Genomic DNA, 16,830 nt, shown 5'->3' with positions numbered 1-16,830 from the left:
CCAGGCCAGCGCCTTCGCGCCCGCTTCGACATCCCATGCTGGCCACCATCGCCATGCTGATATGGGCCGTTCATCCCGGGGCCATCCGCGCGCAGGTCAAGGCCGACACCACTGCGCCGGGGCATCAGCAGCCGACGGTGCTGACCACCGCCAACGGCAAACCGGTGGTCAACATCCAGACGCCCAGTGCGGCGGGGGTTTCCCACAACCGCTACAGCCAGATGGATGTCTCTGGCCAAGGGCTCATCCTGAACAACAGCCGGGCTGCGGCGCAGACTCAACTCGGCGGTGCGGTGGCGGGCAACCCGTGGCTGACGCGCGGCGAGGCCCGCGTCATCTTGAACGAGGTACATAGCCTGCAACCGACGCGCTTGAACGGGTTTGTGGAGGTGGCGGGCAGAACCGCCGATGTGATCATCGCCAACCCGACGGGGCTGCAGATCGACGGTGGCGGCTTCCTGAATGCCAACCGGGTCACCCTCACCACCGGCCGGCCGCACTGGGGCGAGGATGGCTCGGTGCAGGGCTTCGATGTTCAAGGCGGGCGTGTGCAGGTCGATGGCCTTGGCCTGGACGCGTCACAAGCCGACTACACCGCGATCCTGACCCGGGCCCTTACGCTCAATGCAGGCGTCTGGGCCAAGGCGCTGGAGGTGCAGACGGGTGCATCGATGCCGGGGGCGACATCGCCTCCATCACAGGGATCCACGCCGCCGTCCACGTCGCCGTCCACGTCAACGTGGCCTGAATCCGCGCCGCTTCACGCCTTGGACAGCACAGCCCTGGGGGGCCTTTACGCCCAGCGCATCAGGCTGGTCGCTTCAGAGCAGGGGCTGGGTGTTCGCCACCACGGCCGGATGATGGCGGACCAACTCAGCCTGGACATTCATGGCCAGCTGCACAACGCCGGCAGCCTGCAGGCCCTGGCCACGACCGATGACGCCTTGGTGGTGCGGGCCGGTGAGCTGCGCAATGAAGGCTGGATCGCCGCTGGCGGCTCGGTCACGCTGCAGGCGGACCGCCTCACCGGCACTGCCGGCAGCGTGACGGCCGCCGGATGGCAGGCATCCAACGGGCAATTGGCGCCGCCAGGAGGCGCTGCACTGCGGCTGCAGGCGCAAGCCGGGCAGCAGCAGGCCGGGCAGCTGCTGAGCAGCGGGTCCTTGTCGGCCTCGGGCACGCAGCTGGATCTGAACCAGGCACAGGCCTTTGCGCAGCAGATCGATCTGAAGGCCGCACGGGTGAATGCCGAGGGCGCGGTGATGGCGGCTGCGGACCTCCTGCAGGTCCAGGCCAGTGAGGCCTTGAATAGCCCGTTGTCCCGATTGTCCGCCCAGCAGCTGGATCTGCAGTCGCCGCGCATCGATGGCCGTGGGGCGGAGTGGCTGCATCTGGGCCCTGCGCCGCAGGCCCTTGCTGCCACCGAAGTCCTGACGATTGACGGCGCGCGTATCGGCAGCAATGCGGCCTCGCTGAGCTTGAGCGCACCCGCCTTGAATGCGGATGGCGCCCGCGTCGAGCACCACGAGGGTCAAACGTTGGCGGTGGTGGCCGACCAGCTCTCAGCCAGAGGATCGCAATGGAGCGCCAATGGCCGCCTGACGCTGGAGGCGAGGGAAGCCGATCTGGCGCGGGCACATCTGCAGGGAGCCCAGCTCGCACTGCAGACCGCCGGTCTGCGGGCGGATGGCGCCACCCTGCTGTCCGGTGCGGACCTGCGCATCCAGGCGGATACGCTGCGCCAGGAAGGCGGCACGCTGCAGGCGCAGGACAACATCGTCCTACAGGTGTCTGACACCGCTGCGCTGGCAGGTAGCCAGTTGGCCGCGCGGGGGTGGCAAGTGTCGGCCGGGGCGCTGGACCTGACCACGGTCGCCGCCAAGGTCCAGGAGCGAACGGATCTTCAGATCCGGAACATGCTGCGTAGCGACGCGGCTGCGCTGGGCACCGGGGAGCTGCTCGTTTCGGCCGGGTCTTGGTCCCACGTGGGCGGTGGTCTCTGGGTGGACCGTGCGGCTGCGGTGCGCACGCAGGTTCTCGACAACCGCGACGGCCTGCTGCAGGCAGGGCAATGGACGGTGAAGGCCGACCAACTGCTCAATACCGGCAACGGCCAGGTCCATGCGGCCGGCGCCATGGGGCTGCAAGTGGATGAGCTGCAGCAGAACGGCGCGCTGATCGCTGGCGATCGCCTCGCTGTGGAGGCGAAAAATTGGCGCAACACCGGCACGGTTCTGGGCGGAGCCGACGTTCAGCTGCTCGCCCATCAGCTGGAGCACCACGGCACGGTCCTGGCCGGGGGCGACCTCCAGGTGCAAACGACGTCTTTGCAAAGTACAGGTGCGTTTGCAGCAGGGTGGGAGGAGGCGCAGCCGCATGCGCGTGGCTCGGGGGGCTCGCTTCATCTGGTCTCCACCGGGACGCTCTCGCACACCGGCCTACTCATGGCAGACGGTCAGGTGAGCGTGCAGGCACCATCCATGGACCTGCGCGGCAGCCAGATGGCTACCGACTCGCTCACGCTGCTGGCGAGCCAGGGTGCGCTGCTGCTGGACAACGCCAGGCTGGAGGTCGGCCAGGTCTTTCAGCTCGACGCCGCCGGCCAGGCCTCACTGCGAGGCGCCATCACCCAGGCTGGCGAGGCGCATTGGGGCGCCGACCATATTGATCACCGCGGCGCGTCGTTGTCCACCAAGGGTGATGTGTCCATGCACAGCCAGTCTCTGCTCAATGCGGACGGTGGCCGAGTGCGTGCGGGAGGCACCGCCGTTGTCGGTGTTGAGCGCCTGGACAACAACCAGGGCGCGCTGGTGGCCGACGGCGGCCTGACCATCCATGCGCGAGAGGACGTGACCAACCAGGGCGGCACGCTCATGGCGGCAGGCGCGGTGCATCTGGAGACGGGCCGAAATATCGACAACACCGCAGGCCTTATCGCCAGCAGTGCCGCCGACGTCAATGCGCGAGCGGGAGCGGATGTGTCCAATCACGGCGGCAGCATGGTGGCGGCTGACCGGATCACCTTGTCAGCACTCCTGCTGGACAACACATCGGGCGAAGTCGCCGCAAGCGCTGTGCAACTGTCGCTGAAGGACACCAATGGCGAAAGCGGGGTTCTCAACAATCGGGACGGGCGGCTGCTGGCCGATGAATGGCTCAGCCTCAACGCAGGGGCACTGGACAACACGGGTGGCCAGGTGCTCAGTGCGGGTGATCTGCAACTGACGCTGGCGGGTGACCACACTCATCGCCAAGGCGACCAATTGGCGTCAGCCGGCGCTGCGGCACTGACGACGACGGGCCGTTTCATCAATGAGGGCCAACTGCACGGTGGCCAGTCGCTGGACATCACCGCACGGGAAGTCGAACTGCTCGCAGGCAGCGCGCTGTCAGCCAATGAGCTGGCCGTGTCCACCACTGGAACCCTGATCAACCGTGGCACGGTGGATGGGGGTGCGGTTCGGGTGGATGCTGGCGAACTGCTCAACCTCGGAACCGGCCAACTGTTTGGTGATGAGCTGAGCATCAAGGCTGGGCAAATGCTCAACGGCGAAGAAGGTGGACATTCGCCCGTGGTGGCAGCCCGTGAGACGCTGGCCATGGACGTGGCTGGGGAGTTGGTGAACCGGCAAGGTGCGCTGCTGCTCTCGGAGGGGCGCATGGATCTGAATGCGGGTTCGCTGCGCAACGAAAACGCCAACATCGAATCCGCCGGTGACATGCGTCTGAGCCTGCAGGACCGCCTGGACAACCTGAGCATCCATGCCGGGGCCGACGCGGCAATGGCGGATGGAGAGTCGCCCCGTGTACTGGAAAGCCTGGCCTCCATCAGTTCAGGTGGCAGCATGGCCATCACTGCCCAGACCGTGGTGAACAGCGGTGGCACCCTGGATGTGCGAGGCGACCTCGACCTGCAAGCGGCCAGTCTGCACAACCTCAATCCGTATTTGCAGTGGGCGTTGACAGAGACCTCGACGCGCGACACGCATTTTGAGCTGCCGGACGGCAAGGGAACCTACCGGCCCGATGAAGTCCGTGTGCTATGGAAGGTCGGGGAGATTCCGGAAGGCTGGTACAGCCCCTGGGGAAGCCAGGCCCAGGATTCGCTGGAGCCCTTTGTTTATGAGTTCACGCCAGCGCAGAGCGGCTGGTCCCAGGATACCTACAACCGCAAGCTGCTGCTGCCGTCCGCTCAATATCCCAACGAGATCTTCAACCGCTACCTGGGTGGTGACGGTGGGGAGCTGGGCGGCAGTGCCGATCGCGCCTTTGTCTGGTTGCGCAGTGCGGACTACGTGAAGGAAGTGTGCGGCGGCGAATGCAACGTCGTGCTCATGAAAGGGCAGCACTACGCGCATGACGACCGCATCTGGTCAGACTTCGGGGTCACCCCCGGGAACGACACCGCTCTGGATGACGCGATGGCCGCGTTCTATGAGGATGCGAACCAGCGTCTGGTGGGCGGGTTCAGTTTTGTGGATGTGACCACCACGAAGCAGCAGGCCCGGGTCACCCAGAGCGCGGCGGGCCGCATCGTGGTGGGTGGTCAGCTCTCTATCCGTGGTGGAGAACTGGTCAATCAGATGAGTCAGGTGGTGGGCCGCGACGGCGTGGACATCCAGGCCGACCAACTGAGGAATGAAGGTGTTCTGGTGCAGTTGCAGGACAGGGAGGAGGGCGACCGCTACCGCACCTACAACCTGGGCAGCAGTGTGCCCAACACCGGTATCGACCATGCCAAGGTGCATGCCGTGACGGCCCATACCGTGTCCCTGGCCTTGCCCACGCTGGCACAGGCGGCGGGGTCTCGTCCGGCCCTTGGCGGCCGGCCGGCTGGGGGACCAGCAGATGCTGCCGACGGTGCGCAGGGCGCGCTGAACAGGCTGGAGCAGGCCTGGGAGGCTGGGAGTGGTTCGGCGGGCCCTGGTGGGGGTGCCGGGTCGTGGCCGTCAATGGGCGTGGGCGACGGTGGCTTGCCGGGTGGCTTACCGAGTGGTTTACCGAGTGGTGGGGCGGGTGGGCCCCCCAGCGCGCTGCCGCTGCCTGGCCTTGGTGGCATCGGCAGCGGAAACGGCTCGCTGCAGGCCGTGCCGGTTGATCTTCGACTCCCCACCAACAGCCTGCATGCGGTGAGGCCGGAGGCGACAGCATCCTTCCTGATTGAAACCGATCCGCGATTTGTCGGGCAGCGTTCGCAGCTGTCGAGTGATTTCCTGCTGAATGCATTGGCGCTGGAGATCGAGTCCGCACAGAAGCGGCTGGGAGATGGTGCTTATGAACAGCGCCTGGTGAGGGAGCAGCTCCGGCGGCTCACCGGCAGCCAGTATCTGGATGGCTTCGATTCCGACGAGGCGATGTACCGCGCCCTGATGACCGAAGGTGCCAGCTTTGCGAGCCAGCATCAATTGCAGCCAGGTGTGGCGCTGAGTGCGGACCAGATGGCCCTGCTCACATCCGATCTGGTGTGGCTGGTCGAGCAGACGGTGACGCTGGCAGATGGCAGCCAGCAACGTGTGTTGGTGCCACAGGTCTATGTCGTGCCACGGCCGGAAGACGTGTCCGCAGAGGGCGCCCTGATTGCTGGGGACAGAATCCGCATCGCGCTTGGCGGGGAACTGTTGAACCAGGGCAGCATCCACGCCGGAGGTGCGCTGCAGGTGCAGGCCAAGTCCGCCACCCATTCGGGCAGCCTGCGGGCAGCGAGTCTGGCGCTCACCACCGAGGAGGATCTTCGGGTGCAAGGTGGCGCCATCAGTTCTACCGGCGACTTGCGTCTGCAGGCGGGTGGGGATCTGGCGCTGCGCAGCACAGCTGGCCATGCCGATACCGCGCAGAGCCATCGAACCGTATTGGACCGTCTGACCCGCCTGGACGCCGGCGGCAACATGGTGCTAACAGCCGGCCGCGACTTGACGCTGACGGCGGCGGAATTGCGGCAGACGGGGCAGGACGGCGGCATGGCATTGCAGGCGGGGCGGGACCTCGCGCTGGAAAGTCTGCGTGCCACCAGCAGCGACCAGTGGATCTTCAACAAGGACAACCATCAGGCGCAGCGCAGTGCTGCCGACATGGGAAGCCAACTGCAGGCCAAGGGAGCCCTGCAGGCCAGCGCAGGCCAGGACCTGAGCGGTCGGGCCGCTGTCATCGTTGGCGATGGCGCAGTGCAACTGTCCGCCGCCCGTGATGTGCGACTGGAGGCGGGGACGGCCGAAGTCTCCAGCGACAGCCAGTGGAAGACCACCCGCCGTGGTTTCCTGTCCAGCACGACCGAACGGTCGCAGTCCTCCGCCGCACAGACCTGGGCCATACCATCTTCTGTCTCTGGAGGCACTACCAGCGTGAGTGCGGGCAGGGACCTGAGCGTGATCGCGTCCGAAGTGGTTGCGGACGGTGCATTGCGCCTGGCGGCCGGACGGGATGTCGCCTTGACGTCGGTGATGGACAGCGAGAAGCGCAGCGAGGCCCGCAGTGTGGACCGGTCCGGCCTCATGGGCGCCCAGTCCGGATGGGGATTCTCGGTGGGGCGGCAATCTGCCAGCGGTGCCCAGGTCTCGGAATGGCAATCGGTGGCTGGCACCACGGTCGGCAGCGTGGCCGGTGATGTGGCGATTGTGGCGGGTGGCGACTATCGACAGTCGGGGTCTACCGTGGCGGCACAGCGTGGGGACATCGATATCACGGCTGCCCAGGTGAACATCGGGAGTGTGACCGCCACATCGACGCAATCCCGCAGTCAGTCGTCCCGGCAGAGCGGGCTGGCCATCTCCATCGGCAGCCCGGTCTTTGATGCAGTCAGCAGCCTGGCCCGCAGCGTGGGCAGTGCGGGAAGCGGGGCTGACCTGAAGTCCAAGGTGATGGGTGTCGCCACCGTGGCGGGGCGGGTGGTGCAGGCACCGGCGGCATTGAGCGAGCAACTGGTCTCGGGCGGCGGCCTATCGCTGGGCGCGTCACTGGGCAGCAGCCGCACCAGCAGCGAAGACCGCTGGCAAACCGAGGCGGCTCAGGCCAGCCGTGTGGAGGCCGGCGGTGACGTGCGCATCAAGGCTCAGGGCAACGGCGCTGACAGCACGATCCGCATCCAGGGCTCCGATGTCTCGGCGGGGCGCTTGGTGTCGCTGGCTGCCGAGGGGGCCATTGACCTGAGCAGTGCGCAGGACCGCACCTCCTCCCGCAACGACCATCACAGCAGTGGCGCATCGGTCGGTGCCAGCGCGGGCCTGGGCACCAATGGCATCAGTGCCGGCTGGACCGCGCAGGCCAGTACCGCAGTCAGCCATTCCAGCAGCGCGTCGGTCACCCAGCGCAATACGCACATCGAAGGGTCGTCTGTGGAGATCCGTACGGGGGCGGATGCGAGCCTGCGCGGGGCCGTGGTGGCGGGCGAGACCGTCCGCATGGATGTGGCGGGCCAGCTGCTGGTTGAGAGCCTTCAAGACAGCAACCGCTTCGACAGCCAATCGCATCAGGCGAGTGTGTCTTTGGGCGCCAACAAGTTGGCGGGCTCGGCCGGCAAGTCCAGCGCGCGCGGGGAGCAGGCAGCGGTGCGGGAGCAGAGTGGCGTGCGTGCCGGCAATGGCGGCTTCCAGGTAACGGTGGGTGGCCAGGCCGTGCTGCAGGGCGGTGTCATCACCAGCACCGAGGCCGCCGTGCAGGACGGCCAGAACAGTCTGCAGGCCGGTGGTGGCCTGGTGTTGAGTGATGTGCACAACCACAGCAGCCACAAGAGCCAGGCGCTGAGTGCGGCCGGCGGGCAGTCCACCTCCGCGCAGGGCAGGCAGACCACCAACGGGTCGGCGGGGGTGGCCGGTCATTCGGGTGGCGTGCACAGTGTGACGCAGGCGGCCGTGAGCGGACAGGCCGGCAACAGCTCAGCCCGCACTGGTGACCAGGCGCCCGACGGCTTCGCCATGCTGGACATGGCCGCCGAACAGCAGCGGGCACAGGCCCAAAGCCAGCGACTGCAGGAGTTCGGTTCCATGGCGTCGCAGGTCATCGGCGACTATGCCGCAGGCAAGATGGCCCAGGCGCAAGACCTGCGCGCCCAGGCCGACAAGGAGCCCAATACGGCCCGCCGCGATGCGCTGGCCCAGCAGGCCCTGCGGTTGGAGCGGGACTGGGGAGACGAAGGGAATCTCCGTCTGGCCGCGCATACGGCGGTGGGCGGCTTGTCGGGCGGAGTGTCCGGCGCGCTCAGTGCAGCCGCAGGCACCTGGATCGCGCCCCGCGTGGATGCCCTGCTGACCCAGGCCGGCGTGGATCCGACGCTGACGCAGGTGCTTACCGCCCTGGCCAGCTCGGCTGCTGGTGCCATGGTGGGTGGGGGCTCGGGTGCATCCGTGGCCTTCAACGAGGTGACCGGCAACTACCTTACCCACAAGGAGTTGCTGAAGCTGCGGGAGCGGTTGAACGACTGCCTCACCGAGGCCTGCAAAAAGGAGGCGCAGGCCGAGGCGATTCAACGGTCACAGCTGCGCAATATTGCGGTGGAGGACGCCTGTCTGGATGGTGGCAGCGAACTGTGCCGTGCCCAGTTGGCCAAGGTGAAGGAGCATCTGGCGGAGTTGCAGGCCAACCCTGACGGACTGGGCCAGATGCGCTTCCAGCCGGAAACTGCCAATCACATCGGCCAGGCGCAGGAGAAGTACAAGATCGGCCTGCAGTTGCTGGCCTACGAGGCGGCTGAGGCGCTGGGACGCACCTACATCTCGCCCGACGAACTCGCTCGGATGGGCCTGCTGACGGCTCAGGAGGCCAAGGACCTCCAGGACTTCCGCGCGGGTACAGGCGCTGATGTGCTGGGCGCCCTGGCGATGCTGGATGGGGCCGGCGCCCGGCCCAACCGACCCATGGCGCCAGGGGCCACCGCTGCGAAGATCGAAGCGCAGCGCAAGCTCATCCATGAGCAGCGGGTGCAGAACAACGCGGACCGGGACGGCGGCGCCGAGCCGCACAGTTCACATCCGAATACCGAGTCGACGCTGGCCTTGCGGGACAAGATTGAGATCGATCAAGCCAATGGCACTTCGAACCCGCATTACAGCGACAAACACGGTCCGTACGTGACACTGGCGCAGCAATATGAGCGCGCCATGACGGGGACGAATCCGCAGACTGGCAGGAAGGGTGCCCCGGTCAATGCTTCGAAGTTTTTCAATGCGACGGATATGGAGGTTGCCATTCGAGAGGCGGAAGCCATTTACGCGGCAAATCCATTGAAGTACGCCAATGAAGACATCCGTATCGTCTTTGCGAGACCGGTGGGTGAGGGCTATACCGGCAACACCAAGCGGAACCGAGAAACCGACGTTCCCATCGGCGAATACCGTTGGACCCAAAGTGTGTCAGTGCGCATCGACCCAAAGACCGGCAAGGCTTTCACCGCCTTTCCGGACATGACCACAGGCGTGGCAATGCCTGATCCACTGAAGAGAGGTCAAGATGTTCATTGATATCTCCACCAACCACACGACCGGCATCATGAATGACATCGATGTGGACAGCGCCGAGCACTACGGTTATGCCGACGAGTTCTTCGCGCTGGATCTTCGGGACGAAGCCCAGGCGCTCTACGCCATTCGGACCTGGCTGCTCCCGGGCACCGAATACTGGACACCGACGGGGCGCTATCAGCGCCGGGAGGCCTGCCGATTTGCGCTGATGCTGGGGCACGGGTTTGGTTGTGGCCGATGCTGGCTGCCGGGTATCGACACGATGCCCGACGTCGGGCCCGTGTCCGAGGCCCTGGGTACCCGCGCCTTCCGCCGGTTCCACTTTCTGGTGTGGCAGGAGCTGTTTCCGGAGGAACCCTTCCGGCCGAGACCATTGAGCGTCTATCGGCAACGTGTGGACCACGGCTTCGATGCGCATCCCGATTGGCCTGCGGACTGGGGAACCCCTCAATACAAGCCCTGGCCGCCCCATATCCTGGCGCCGGCAAGGTTTCTCCACCCATGACGACAATGGCCCGACTGGCAACGTGAAAACGCAAGCCTCTTCCTCAACATCCCTCACCACCATGACCGACCTGTCCAAGTTCCCGATCACCCAGAAGTGGCCCGCCCAGCACCCCGAGCGCCTGCAGCTCTACTCGCTGCCTACGCCCAACGGCGTGAAGGTGTCGATCTTCCTGGAGGAAGTGGGCCTGCCCTATGAACCGCATCTGGTCAGCTTCCAGACCAATGACCAGCTCACGCCCGCGTTCCTGTCGCTGAACCCCAACAACAAGATCCCGGCCATCCTGGATCCGGACGGTCCCAATGGCGAGCCGCTGGCGCTGTTCGAGTCCGGCGCCATCCTCGTCTATCTGGCGGAAAAGACCGGACAGTTGCTGCCCAAGGACCCGGCGCGTCGGTACGAGACCCTGCAGTGGGTGATGTTCCAGATGGGCGGCGTGGGCCCGATGTTTGGCCAGCTCGGCTTCTTCCACAAGTTCGCGGGCAAGGAGTATGAGGACAAGCGTCCTCGCGACCGTTATGTGGCCGAGTCCAAGCGCCTGCTGGGCGTGCTGGAGCAGCGCATGACCGGCCGCGGCTGGATCATGGGCGATGACTACACCATCGCCGACATCGCCATCTGGCCCTGGGTCAACAACCTGGTGACCTTCTACGAAGCGGCGGACCTGGTGGGTTGGGGCGAGTTCAAGGAAGTGCAGCGTGTGCTGAAGGCCTTCCTGGCACGGGACGCCGTGCAGCGCGGCATGAATTCGCCGGCGCGTCCGGCCTGAGGACAGGGGCGCCGGGCGCAGGCATGCCCTTCTCGGGGATGCCGCAGCCCGGTGCCGGCGCTCCGGCAGGCAGTCTCAATAATGCGGCGGCAGTTCATCCCGCAGGCTGCGCGGCCCGTCCGTGCGGCCTTCGGGAACCTGACGCCGCAACTGGGTGATCTCCCGCACCAGCGCTTCGATCTGCTGATGCTGGAGGGTGACCTGCGCATTGAGCGTGTCCAGCAGGTCTTCGGTGAAGCTGGCCTTGATCTCCAGCTCCGTGATCCGCTGCTCCAGGTGCTCGACGCCCGGTGCAGTCGGAGACTGCCCGGGTGTCGCACCTGAGGTGTGCGGGGGCGTTTGGGATGCGGCGGCGGTGGAGAAATCCTGGCTCATGGCCAGGATTGGAACATCATCGCGGCCGACTCGCCTGCGGCCCCATCAGCTCCGCAATCACATGGACTGGCGCGCTCCCGTAGCTCAGGAACTCCTCATGGAAGTCCTTGAGCTTGAAGCCGTCGCCCAGCGCCGCCTTGCGCTGATCACGCAGTTCCATGATGTCGGAGTAGCCGCTGAAGTAGCTGGTCAGTTGCACCGAGGTCAACTGCACCCGGCGCCACTTCTCACGCGCCTCGCGCTCGGTCTGGAAGGCCTGGCGCATCAGCAGGTCCAGGGCCTGGTCCTGGCTCATGCCCAGCACATGCACGCTGTAGTCCAGGATGGTGTTGGTGACGCTGCGCAGGTTCCACTTGCTGTACATCAGCCACATCTCCGGCGCGTTGTCGCCGTAGCCCGACTCCAGCATCATGCGCTCGCCGTAAACCGCCCAGCCTTCCACCATCGCGCCGTTGCCGAACAGGGCCTTCACCAACGAGGGTGATTTGTTGGCATGCACCAGTTGGGTGTAGTGGCCCGGGACGGCCTCATGGATGTTGAGGATCTGCAGGATCCACTGGTTGTACTCACGCAGCGTGCTCTCGGCTTGCGCGTCGGTCAGGTCATCCAGCGGCGTCACGTTGTAGTAGGTACGGTCCTGCGGGCGGTACGGGCCAGGGGCCTCGATGCCGGCACCGGCCACGCCGCGCTGGTACACCGGTGTCTCGCGCACGATCAGGGGCTTGCTGGCGTCCATCGTCAGCAGATCGTGATCAACGATCCAACGCTCCAGCTGCGGAATCTGGCCACGGATCTCCTTGACGAAGTCTTCGCGCTTGACGTGTTGCGCAGACAGCGTGCCGATCACCGCACCAATCTTGGCGAATCGATCGGCGGGCTTGGGGGCATCGCCCTGGGTCTGGGTCCAGAGCTGGTCGGCGATGCCGTCCATGCGGGTCAGCAGCGCCTCGCGTGCCGCCAATGCCTTCTGGTACATCTGTTCGGCGCTATGGGCGGACTGGATGTCGAAGCCGAACTTCTTCTCGTAGAGCGCCTTGCCCAGGCGGAAGCTGCGGGCCTGGCCGTCGGTCTTGAGCGTGGCCAGGCGCTTGGTCAGCGCACTGCGGTAGTTCAGCACCGCGCTGCGGGCAGCTGCCAGGCGCTGGGTGAGCTGCTGCTTGTCTGCAGCGCTCAGGCCCTTGGCCTTCTCTTCATCGATGGCCTTGCCGATCTCGTCCAGCACGCTCAACACCCCGGGGGCCTGATCAATGGCGAGTTGGGTGTGCTCCAGCGTGGGTGCGCGCAGGCTGGCTTCACCGGCCTTGTAATAGGCCGGTACCAGCGCCAGCCGGCTGCTCAGTGCCCGCAGGCGTTGGGGCAGGGGTGCGTAATCGGTGGAGAGGATGAGGTCCAGCTGGCCGGCCACATTCACATTGGACGGATTCCACTCGAACTCGCGCAGTTCGGTCAGCGCAAAGCGGTCGGAACGCAGTTTGTTGAGCAGTTGACCAAGATCGGTGCGGGACGCAGCGCCGAGTGATTCGGGCTTGATGGCCTCGAAGCGCTTGAGCCATTGCTGCGTGAAGGCGAGTTGGCGGGCGCGGGTCGCGTCATCCGGAATGTTGAGCTTGCCGGCAAACTCGTAACGACCCGCCGCCACGGCAGATTCGGGATCGAGCTTCCAAAAGGCCTCGATGTAGTCGTGGGCGAGGCGCTGGACCTGGGCGTCCGCCGCGGAGGCTTTGGCGGCCTTGGGCGTGGCTGCAGCGGATGCGGCACCGGTGGGAGCAGCGGCGGCGGCTGTAGTCGTGGCGGCCTGGGTCGGCGCGGTGGCGCAAGCCGCAGTCAAGGCGGCGGCCACCAGCAGGGAGCGGGGGAGGGGTGCAAATGTCATGGGGCGCCAGCATAGCGGGCGCCCCAGTCTTGCCAAGGCGGAGAACCCGGCCGCAGCGCATCGGGCTGGCGATCAGCGCACGAGGCTTTCTGGTCTGGCTGATGACAACCAGCGGGGTCAGCCAGTCTGTTAGCCGATCAGCCCACCAACCGCCAACCGATTACCGATCAACCGATCGACCGATCGACCGATCACCGATCAACCAATCAACCGATCAACCAATCAACCAATCAACCAATCAACCAATCAACCACCGGCTGATATGGAATGTCAGCCACGACGCCAGGTAGGCCAGGGCGAACAGGTAAGCCAGCATGATCGCCGGGATCTTGTAGCCGTTGGTCTCGCGCTTCACGGCTGCGATGGTCGAGAGGCACTGTGGCGCAAACACATACCAGGCCAGCAGCGAGAAGGCAGTCGGCAGGCTCCAGGTCTGCACGATCAGCGGCGTCAGGGCCTGTGCCGCATCTTCGGCGGTGGCCGACAGCGAATACACCGTGCCCAATGCGCTCACCGCGATTTCACGGGCCGCCAGACCCGGCACCAGCGCCAGGCTGATCTGCCAGTTGAAGCCGATGGGCTCGAAGATCACGGCCAGCGCCCGGCCCAGCATGCCGGCAATGCTGTATTCGATCGGCGCACCGGTCGCACCCGGCGGCGGCGCGGGGAAGCTGGAGAGCAGCCACAACAGCAGGGTCAGCGCCAGAATGATGGTGCCCACCCGCTTGACGAAGATCTCGGTGCGCTGCCACAGGCCCAGCGCAATGCTGCGCAGATGCGGCCAGTGGTAGCTGGGCAGTTCCATCATCAGCGGGCGCACTTGCCGGCCGCTGTCGGTGAAGCGTTTGAGCACCCAGGCCACCGCCATGGCGGCCACGATGCCGGCCATGTACAGGACAAACAACACCAGCCCCTGCAGGCCGATGCCGCCCCAGACGTCCCGCTCGGGAACAAAGGCGCCAATCAGCAAGGCATACACCGGCAAGCGCGCGGAGCAGGTCATCAGCGGCGCAATCAGGATGGTCACCAGCCGGTCGCGCGGATTGGCGATGGAACGGGTGGCCATGATGCCGGGGATGGCGCAGGCGAAGCTCGACAGCAGCGGAATGAAGCTGCGGCCCGACAGGCCCACCGAGCCCATGATCCGGTCCAGCAGGAAGGCTGCGCGCGGCAGGTAACCCGACTCTTCCAGGATCAGGATGAAGAAGAAGAGAATGAGGATCTGCGGCAGGAAGACCAGCACCGACCCCACGCCGGCGATCAGACCATCCACCACCAGGCTGCGGAAATACCCTTCCGGCAGCAGGTTGCCGGTTTGCTCACCCAGCCAGGCAATGGCGCCTTCAATCAGGTCCTTGGGCGGCTCGGCCCAGGAGAACACCGCCTGGAACAGGAAGAACAGCAGCACGGCCAGGATGATCGGGCCCAGCACCGGGTGCAGCACCACGCGATCCACCTTGTCGCTGGGCAACTCCCCCTGAAGACCGTCCAGCTTCAGTTCACGCAGGACGGCGTTGATGCGCTGCTGGTCGTCACCTTCGGCCGACGCGGCGGCCGCATAGGCCTCGATCGCCCCCTGGCTCCAGGACTCGGGCTTGTCCAGCAGCGCGCGCAGGTCGTCCAGCCCGGCGCCGTCAGTGGCCACGGTCCGCACCACCGGCACGCCCAGCAGTTCGCTCAGGCGCTGGGTATCGATCTGGATGCCGCGTCGGGCTGCCAGGTCGGACATGTTCAGGGCGACCACGCAGGGCACGCCCTGCCGCTGCACGGAGAAGAACAGGCGCAGGTTGCGGCGCAGGTTGGTGGCGTCCAGCACGCAGACCACCAGGTCCGGCCGCTTCTCGCCCTGGGCACGTCCGGCCAGCACATCCACCGTCACCCGCTCGTCGGGCGAGCGGGGGTAGAGGCTGTAGGTGCCAGGCAAGTCAAGCACGCGCAGCAGCTTGCCGGCCGCGGTCTTGAGCCTGCCTTCCTTGCGCTCCACGGTGACGCCTGCGTAGTTCGCCACCTTCTGGCGGCTGCCGGTCAGGCCGTTGAAAAGCGCAGTCTTGCCGCAGTTCGGGTTGCCGACCAGCGCCAGCAGGGGGCCGGCGGGGTGCAGGTGAACAATGGCCTCACGCATGGTTCGCTCCCTGATGGCCATTCGTGGCCGGGGCTGCTGCGAGGCAGGAGGCGTCTTCGTCCTCACCCAGCAGTTGCACGCAGTCCGCTTCAGCGCGGCGCAGTGCAAAGGTGGATTGGCCAATGCGCACCACGAGCGGATCCCGGCCGGGCATGGCGCGTGCCAACACCGCCACGTGCTCGCCCGCCACAAAGCCGAGCTCTTCCAGCCATTGCTTCCATTCAGGCGCGTAGCTTGGCGCCAGCAGCGCCTTGACGCGGTGCGCCTCGCCGATAGCGGCGTGGGCGAGGGTAGAAATCGGGACAGCGCTCATGTGTGGGGATCCAGGCGAGCCGAAGAGCTAGCGAAAGGAAGGATTCTAAATGAAAGTAATTCTCAACTTAGTGGCGGCGTGTTGATCTCTCCCTTTGGAGGTGCTGGGCGATTGGCGCGCAATTTCGCTGCGGAAATTTGATGTGCGCACGTCGATGGAATCTCTTGCCCCTGGGTGTTCCATTCGAGAGCGCGGCCTGAAAAAGTTAGAGCCCGCGCCCCAGCACAGACCGGGCCGCAAACGTTTAGCGTTTTCCTTAGAGTCGCTTACACTCGCCGCTCCTAAAATCCGCCCCGCTCCGTCCAGCCCATGATGATGTTGAGTTCCGCACCCAGCCCGCAAGGCGGCGTTGGTGAGGTGGCCCAAATCGTGCATGCTGGAGGACTTGTGTTTGGACCACTCTCTCGTTGAATCGGGACTGCAATGAAGCCTTCCATGTCGCTTTCCTCGCTCATGACCGGCCTGGCGCTGGCGCTGATTTCGGGCACGGCCCTGGCGCAGGCCACCACGCCGGCGGTCATCTTTGACATGGGCGGCAAGTTCGACAAGTCCTTCAACGAGGCCGCCTACCGGGGCGTCGAGAAGTGGAAGGCAGACACGGGCGGCAAGTATTTCGAGTTCGAGATCAGCAACGAGACCCAGCGTGTGCAGGCCATCCGCCGCATGGCTGAACGGGGTGCCAGCCCCATCATCTCGGTGGGTTTTGCGCAGGCTTCGGCGCTGAACCAGGTCGCGAAGGACTTCCCCAAGACCAAGTTCGTCATCATTGACGAGAAGGTCAACCAGCCCAACGTGCAGTCCGTGCTGTTCAAGGAACAGGAAGGCAGCTTCCTGGTGGGCGCGCTGGCATCGCTGACCAGCAAGACCGGCAAGGTCGGTTTCATCGGCGGCATGGACATCCCGCTGATCCGCAAGTTCGAATGCGGCTACGAGCAGGGCGCCAAGGCAGCCAACCCCAAGGTTGATGTGTTCAAGAACATGACCGGCACCACCGCCACGGCCTGGAACGACCCCACGCGCGGCGGTGAGCTGGCCAAGGCGCAGTTCGCCAAAGGTGTGGACGTGGTGTTCGCCGCTGCGGGCGGTACCGGCGTGGGCATCTATCAGGCGGCCAAGGACGCCGGCAAGTTCGCCATTGGTGTGGACAGCAACCAGAACCACCTGCAGCCCGGCACCATGCTGAGCTCCATGGTCAAGCGTGTGGACGTGGCCGTCTACAACGTGCTCAAGGAATGGAAACCCGGCATCCTGATCCTCGGCCTGAAAGAAGGTGGCGTGGAATACGCCCTGGACCAGGACAATGCCAAGCTGATTTCGCCCGCCATCAAGACCAAGCTCGATGCCTACAAGGCCGACATCGTCGCGGGCAAGATCAAGGTGGCCGATTACATGGCCGACAACGCCTGCAAGAACTGACCTTCCGG

The 16,830-nt window shown here is 65.6% G+C and carries 8 protein-coding genes; 4 read left to right on the top strand and 4 right to left on the bottom strand.

The window, feature by feature from the left end; all coding sequences use genetic code 11:
- Positions 1 to 35: 35 nt before the first annotated feature.
- From BMY53_RS14080 to BMY53_RS14070, 3 genes are all read left to right on the top strand, one after another.
- Complete coding sequence (locus tag BMY53_RS14080; protein WP_255370193.1) at positions 36 to 9,449, top strand: hemagglutinin repeat-containing protein; 9,414 nt, start codon at positions 36 to 38, stop codon at positions 9,447 to 9,449.
- Positions 9,439 to 9,954 carry a hypothetical protein gene (locus BMY53_RS14075; protein ID WP_092947101.1) on the top strand — a complete coding sequence of 172 codons (516 nt, stop codon included), beginning with the start codon at positions 9,439 to 9,441 and terminating at the stop codon, positions 9,952 to 9,954. Before BMY53_RS14080 ends, BMY53_RS14075 begins: the two co-directional genes overlap by 11 nt.
- A gap of 61 nt (positions 9,955 to 10,015) precedes the next feature.
- A complete protein-coding gene (locus BMY53_RS14070) occupies positions 10,016 to 10,723 on the top strand; it encodes a glutathione S-transferase N-terminal domain-containing protein (RefSeq protein ID WP_092947100.1) in 708 nt (235 codons plus the stop codon).
- Between the two features lie 75 nt (positions 10,724 to 10,798).
- Here the strand turns inward: BMY53_RS14070 and BMY53_RS14065 are convergent, their stop codons facing one another.
- The 4 genes from BMY53_RS14065 to BMY53_RS14050 form a co-directional block, all read right to left on the bottom strand.
- Positions 10,799 to 10,999, bottom strand: coding sequence for a SlyX family protein (locus BMY53_RS14065; RefSeq protein WP_255370205.1), 201 nt, complete (start codon positions 10,997 to 10,999; stop codon positions 10,799 to 10,801).
- A 115-nt stretch (positions 11,000 to 11,114) separates the two neighbouring features.
- Positions 11,115 to 12,971 (bottom strand): DUF885 domain-containing protein, encoded by a 1,857-nt coding sequence (locus BMY53_RS14060; RefSeq protein ID WP_092947098.1) that lies wholly within the window; start codon positions 12,969 to 12,971, stop codon positions 11,115 to 11,117.
- Between the two features lie 238 nt (positions 12,972 to 13,209).
- Positions 13,210 to 15,093 (bottom strand): ferrous iron transport protein B, encoded by a 1,884-nt coding sequence (gene feoB / locus BMY53_RS14055; RefSeq protein ID WP_092947097.1) that lies wholly within the window; start codon positions 15,091 to 15,093, stop codon positions 13,210 to 13,212.
- Complete coding sequence (locus BMY53_RS14050; RefSeq protein WP_092947096.1) at positions 15,086 to 15,406, bottom strand: FeoA family protein; 321 nt, start codon at positions 15,404 to 15,406, stop codon at positions 15,086 to 15,088. Before BMY53_RS14050 ends, feoB begins: the two co-directional genes overlap by 8 nt.
- Positions 15,407 to 15,841: 435 nt before the next feature.
- Between BMY53_RS14050 and BMY53_RS14045 the strand changes: the two genes are divergently transcribed.
- Entirely contained in the window at positions 15,842 to 16,822 is a 981-nt protein-coding gene (locus BMY53_RS14045) for a BMP family lipoprotein (protein ID WP_255370192.1), read from the top strand.
- Positions 16,823 to 16,830: the final 8 nt, after the last annotated feature.

The sequence above is a fragment of the Roseateles sp. YR242 genome, assembly GCF_900109745.1.
Classification (GTDB): domain Bacteria; phylum Pseudomonadota; class Gammaproteobacteria; order Burkholderiales; family Burkholderiaceae_C; genus Roseateles.
This window is presented reverse-complemented; position numbering and strand designations above follow the sequence as displayed.

Bases quoted from the DNA above. Each gene is read 5' to 3' on its own strand.
- BMY53_RS14050 (WP_092947096.1), bottom strand. From the start codon at position 15,406: ATGAGCGCTGTCCCGATTTCTACCCTCGCCCACGCCGCTATCGGCGAG.
- BMY53_RS14070 (WP_092947100.1), top strand. From the start codon at position 10,016: ATGACCGACCTGTCCAAGTTCCCGATCACCCAGAAGTGGCCCGCCCAG.
- BMY53_RS14075 (WP_092947101.1), top strand. From the start codon at position 9,439: ATGTTCATTGATATCTCCACCAACCACACGACCGGCATCATGAATGAC.
- BMY53_RS14060 (WP_092947098.1), bottom strand. From the start codon at position 12,971: ATGACATTTGCACCCCTCCCCCGCTCCCTGCTGGTGGCCGCCGCCTTG.
- feoB (WP_092947097.1), bottom strand. From the start codon at position 15,093: ATGCGTGAGGCCATTGTTCACCTGCACCCCGCCGGCCCCCTGCTGGCG.
- BMY53_RS14080 (WP_255370193.1), top strand. From the start codon at position 36: ATGCTGGCCACCATCGCCATGCTGATATGGGCCGTTCATCCCGGGGCC.
- BMY53_RS14045 (WP_255370192.1), top strand. From the start codon at position 15,842: ATGTCGCTTTCCTCGCTCATGACCGGCCTGGCGCTGGCGCTGATTTCG.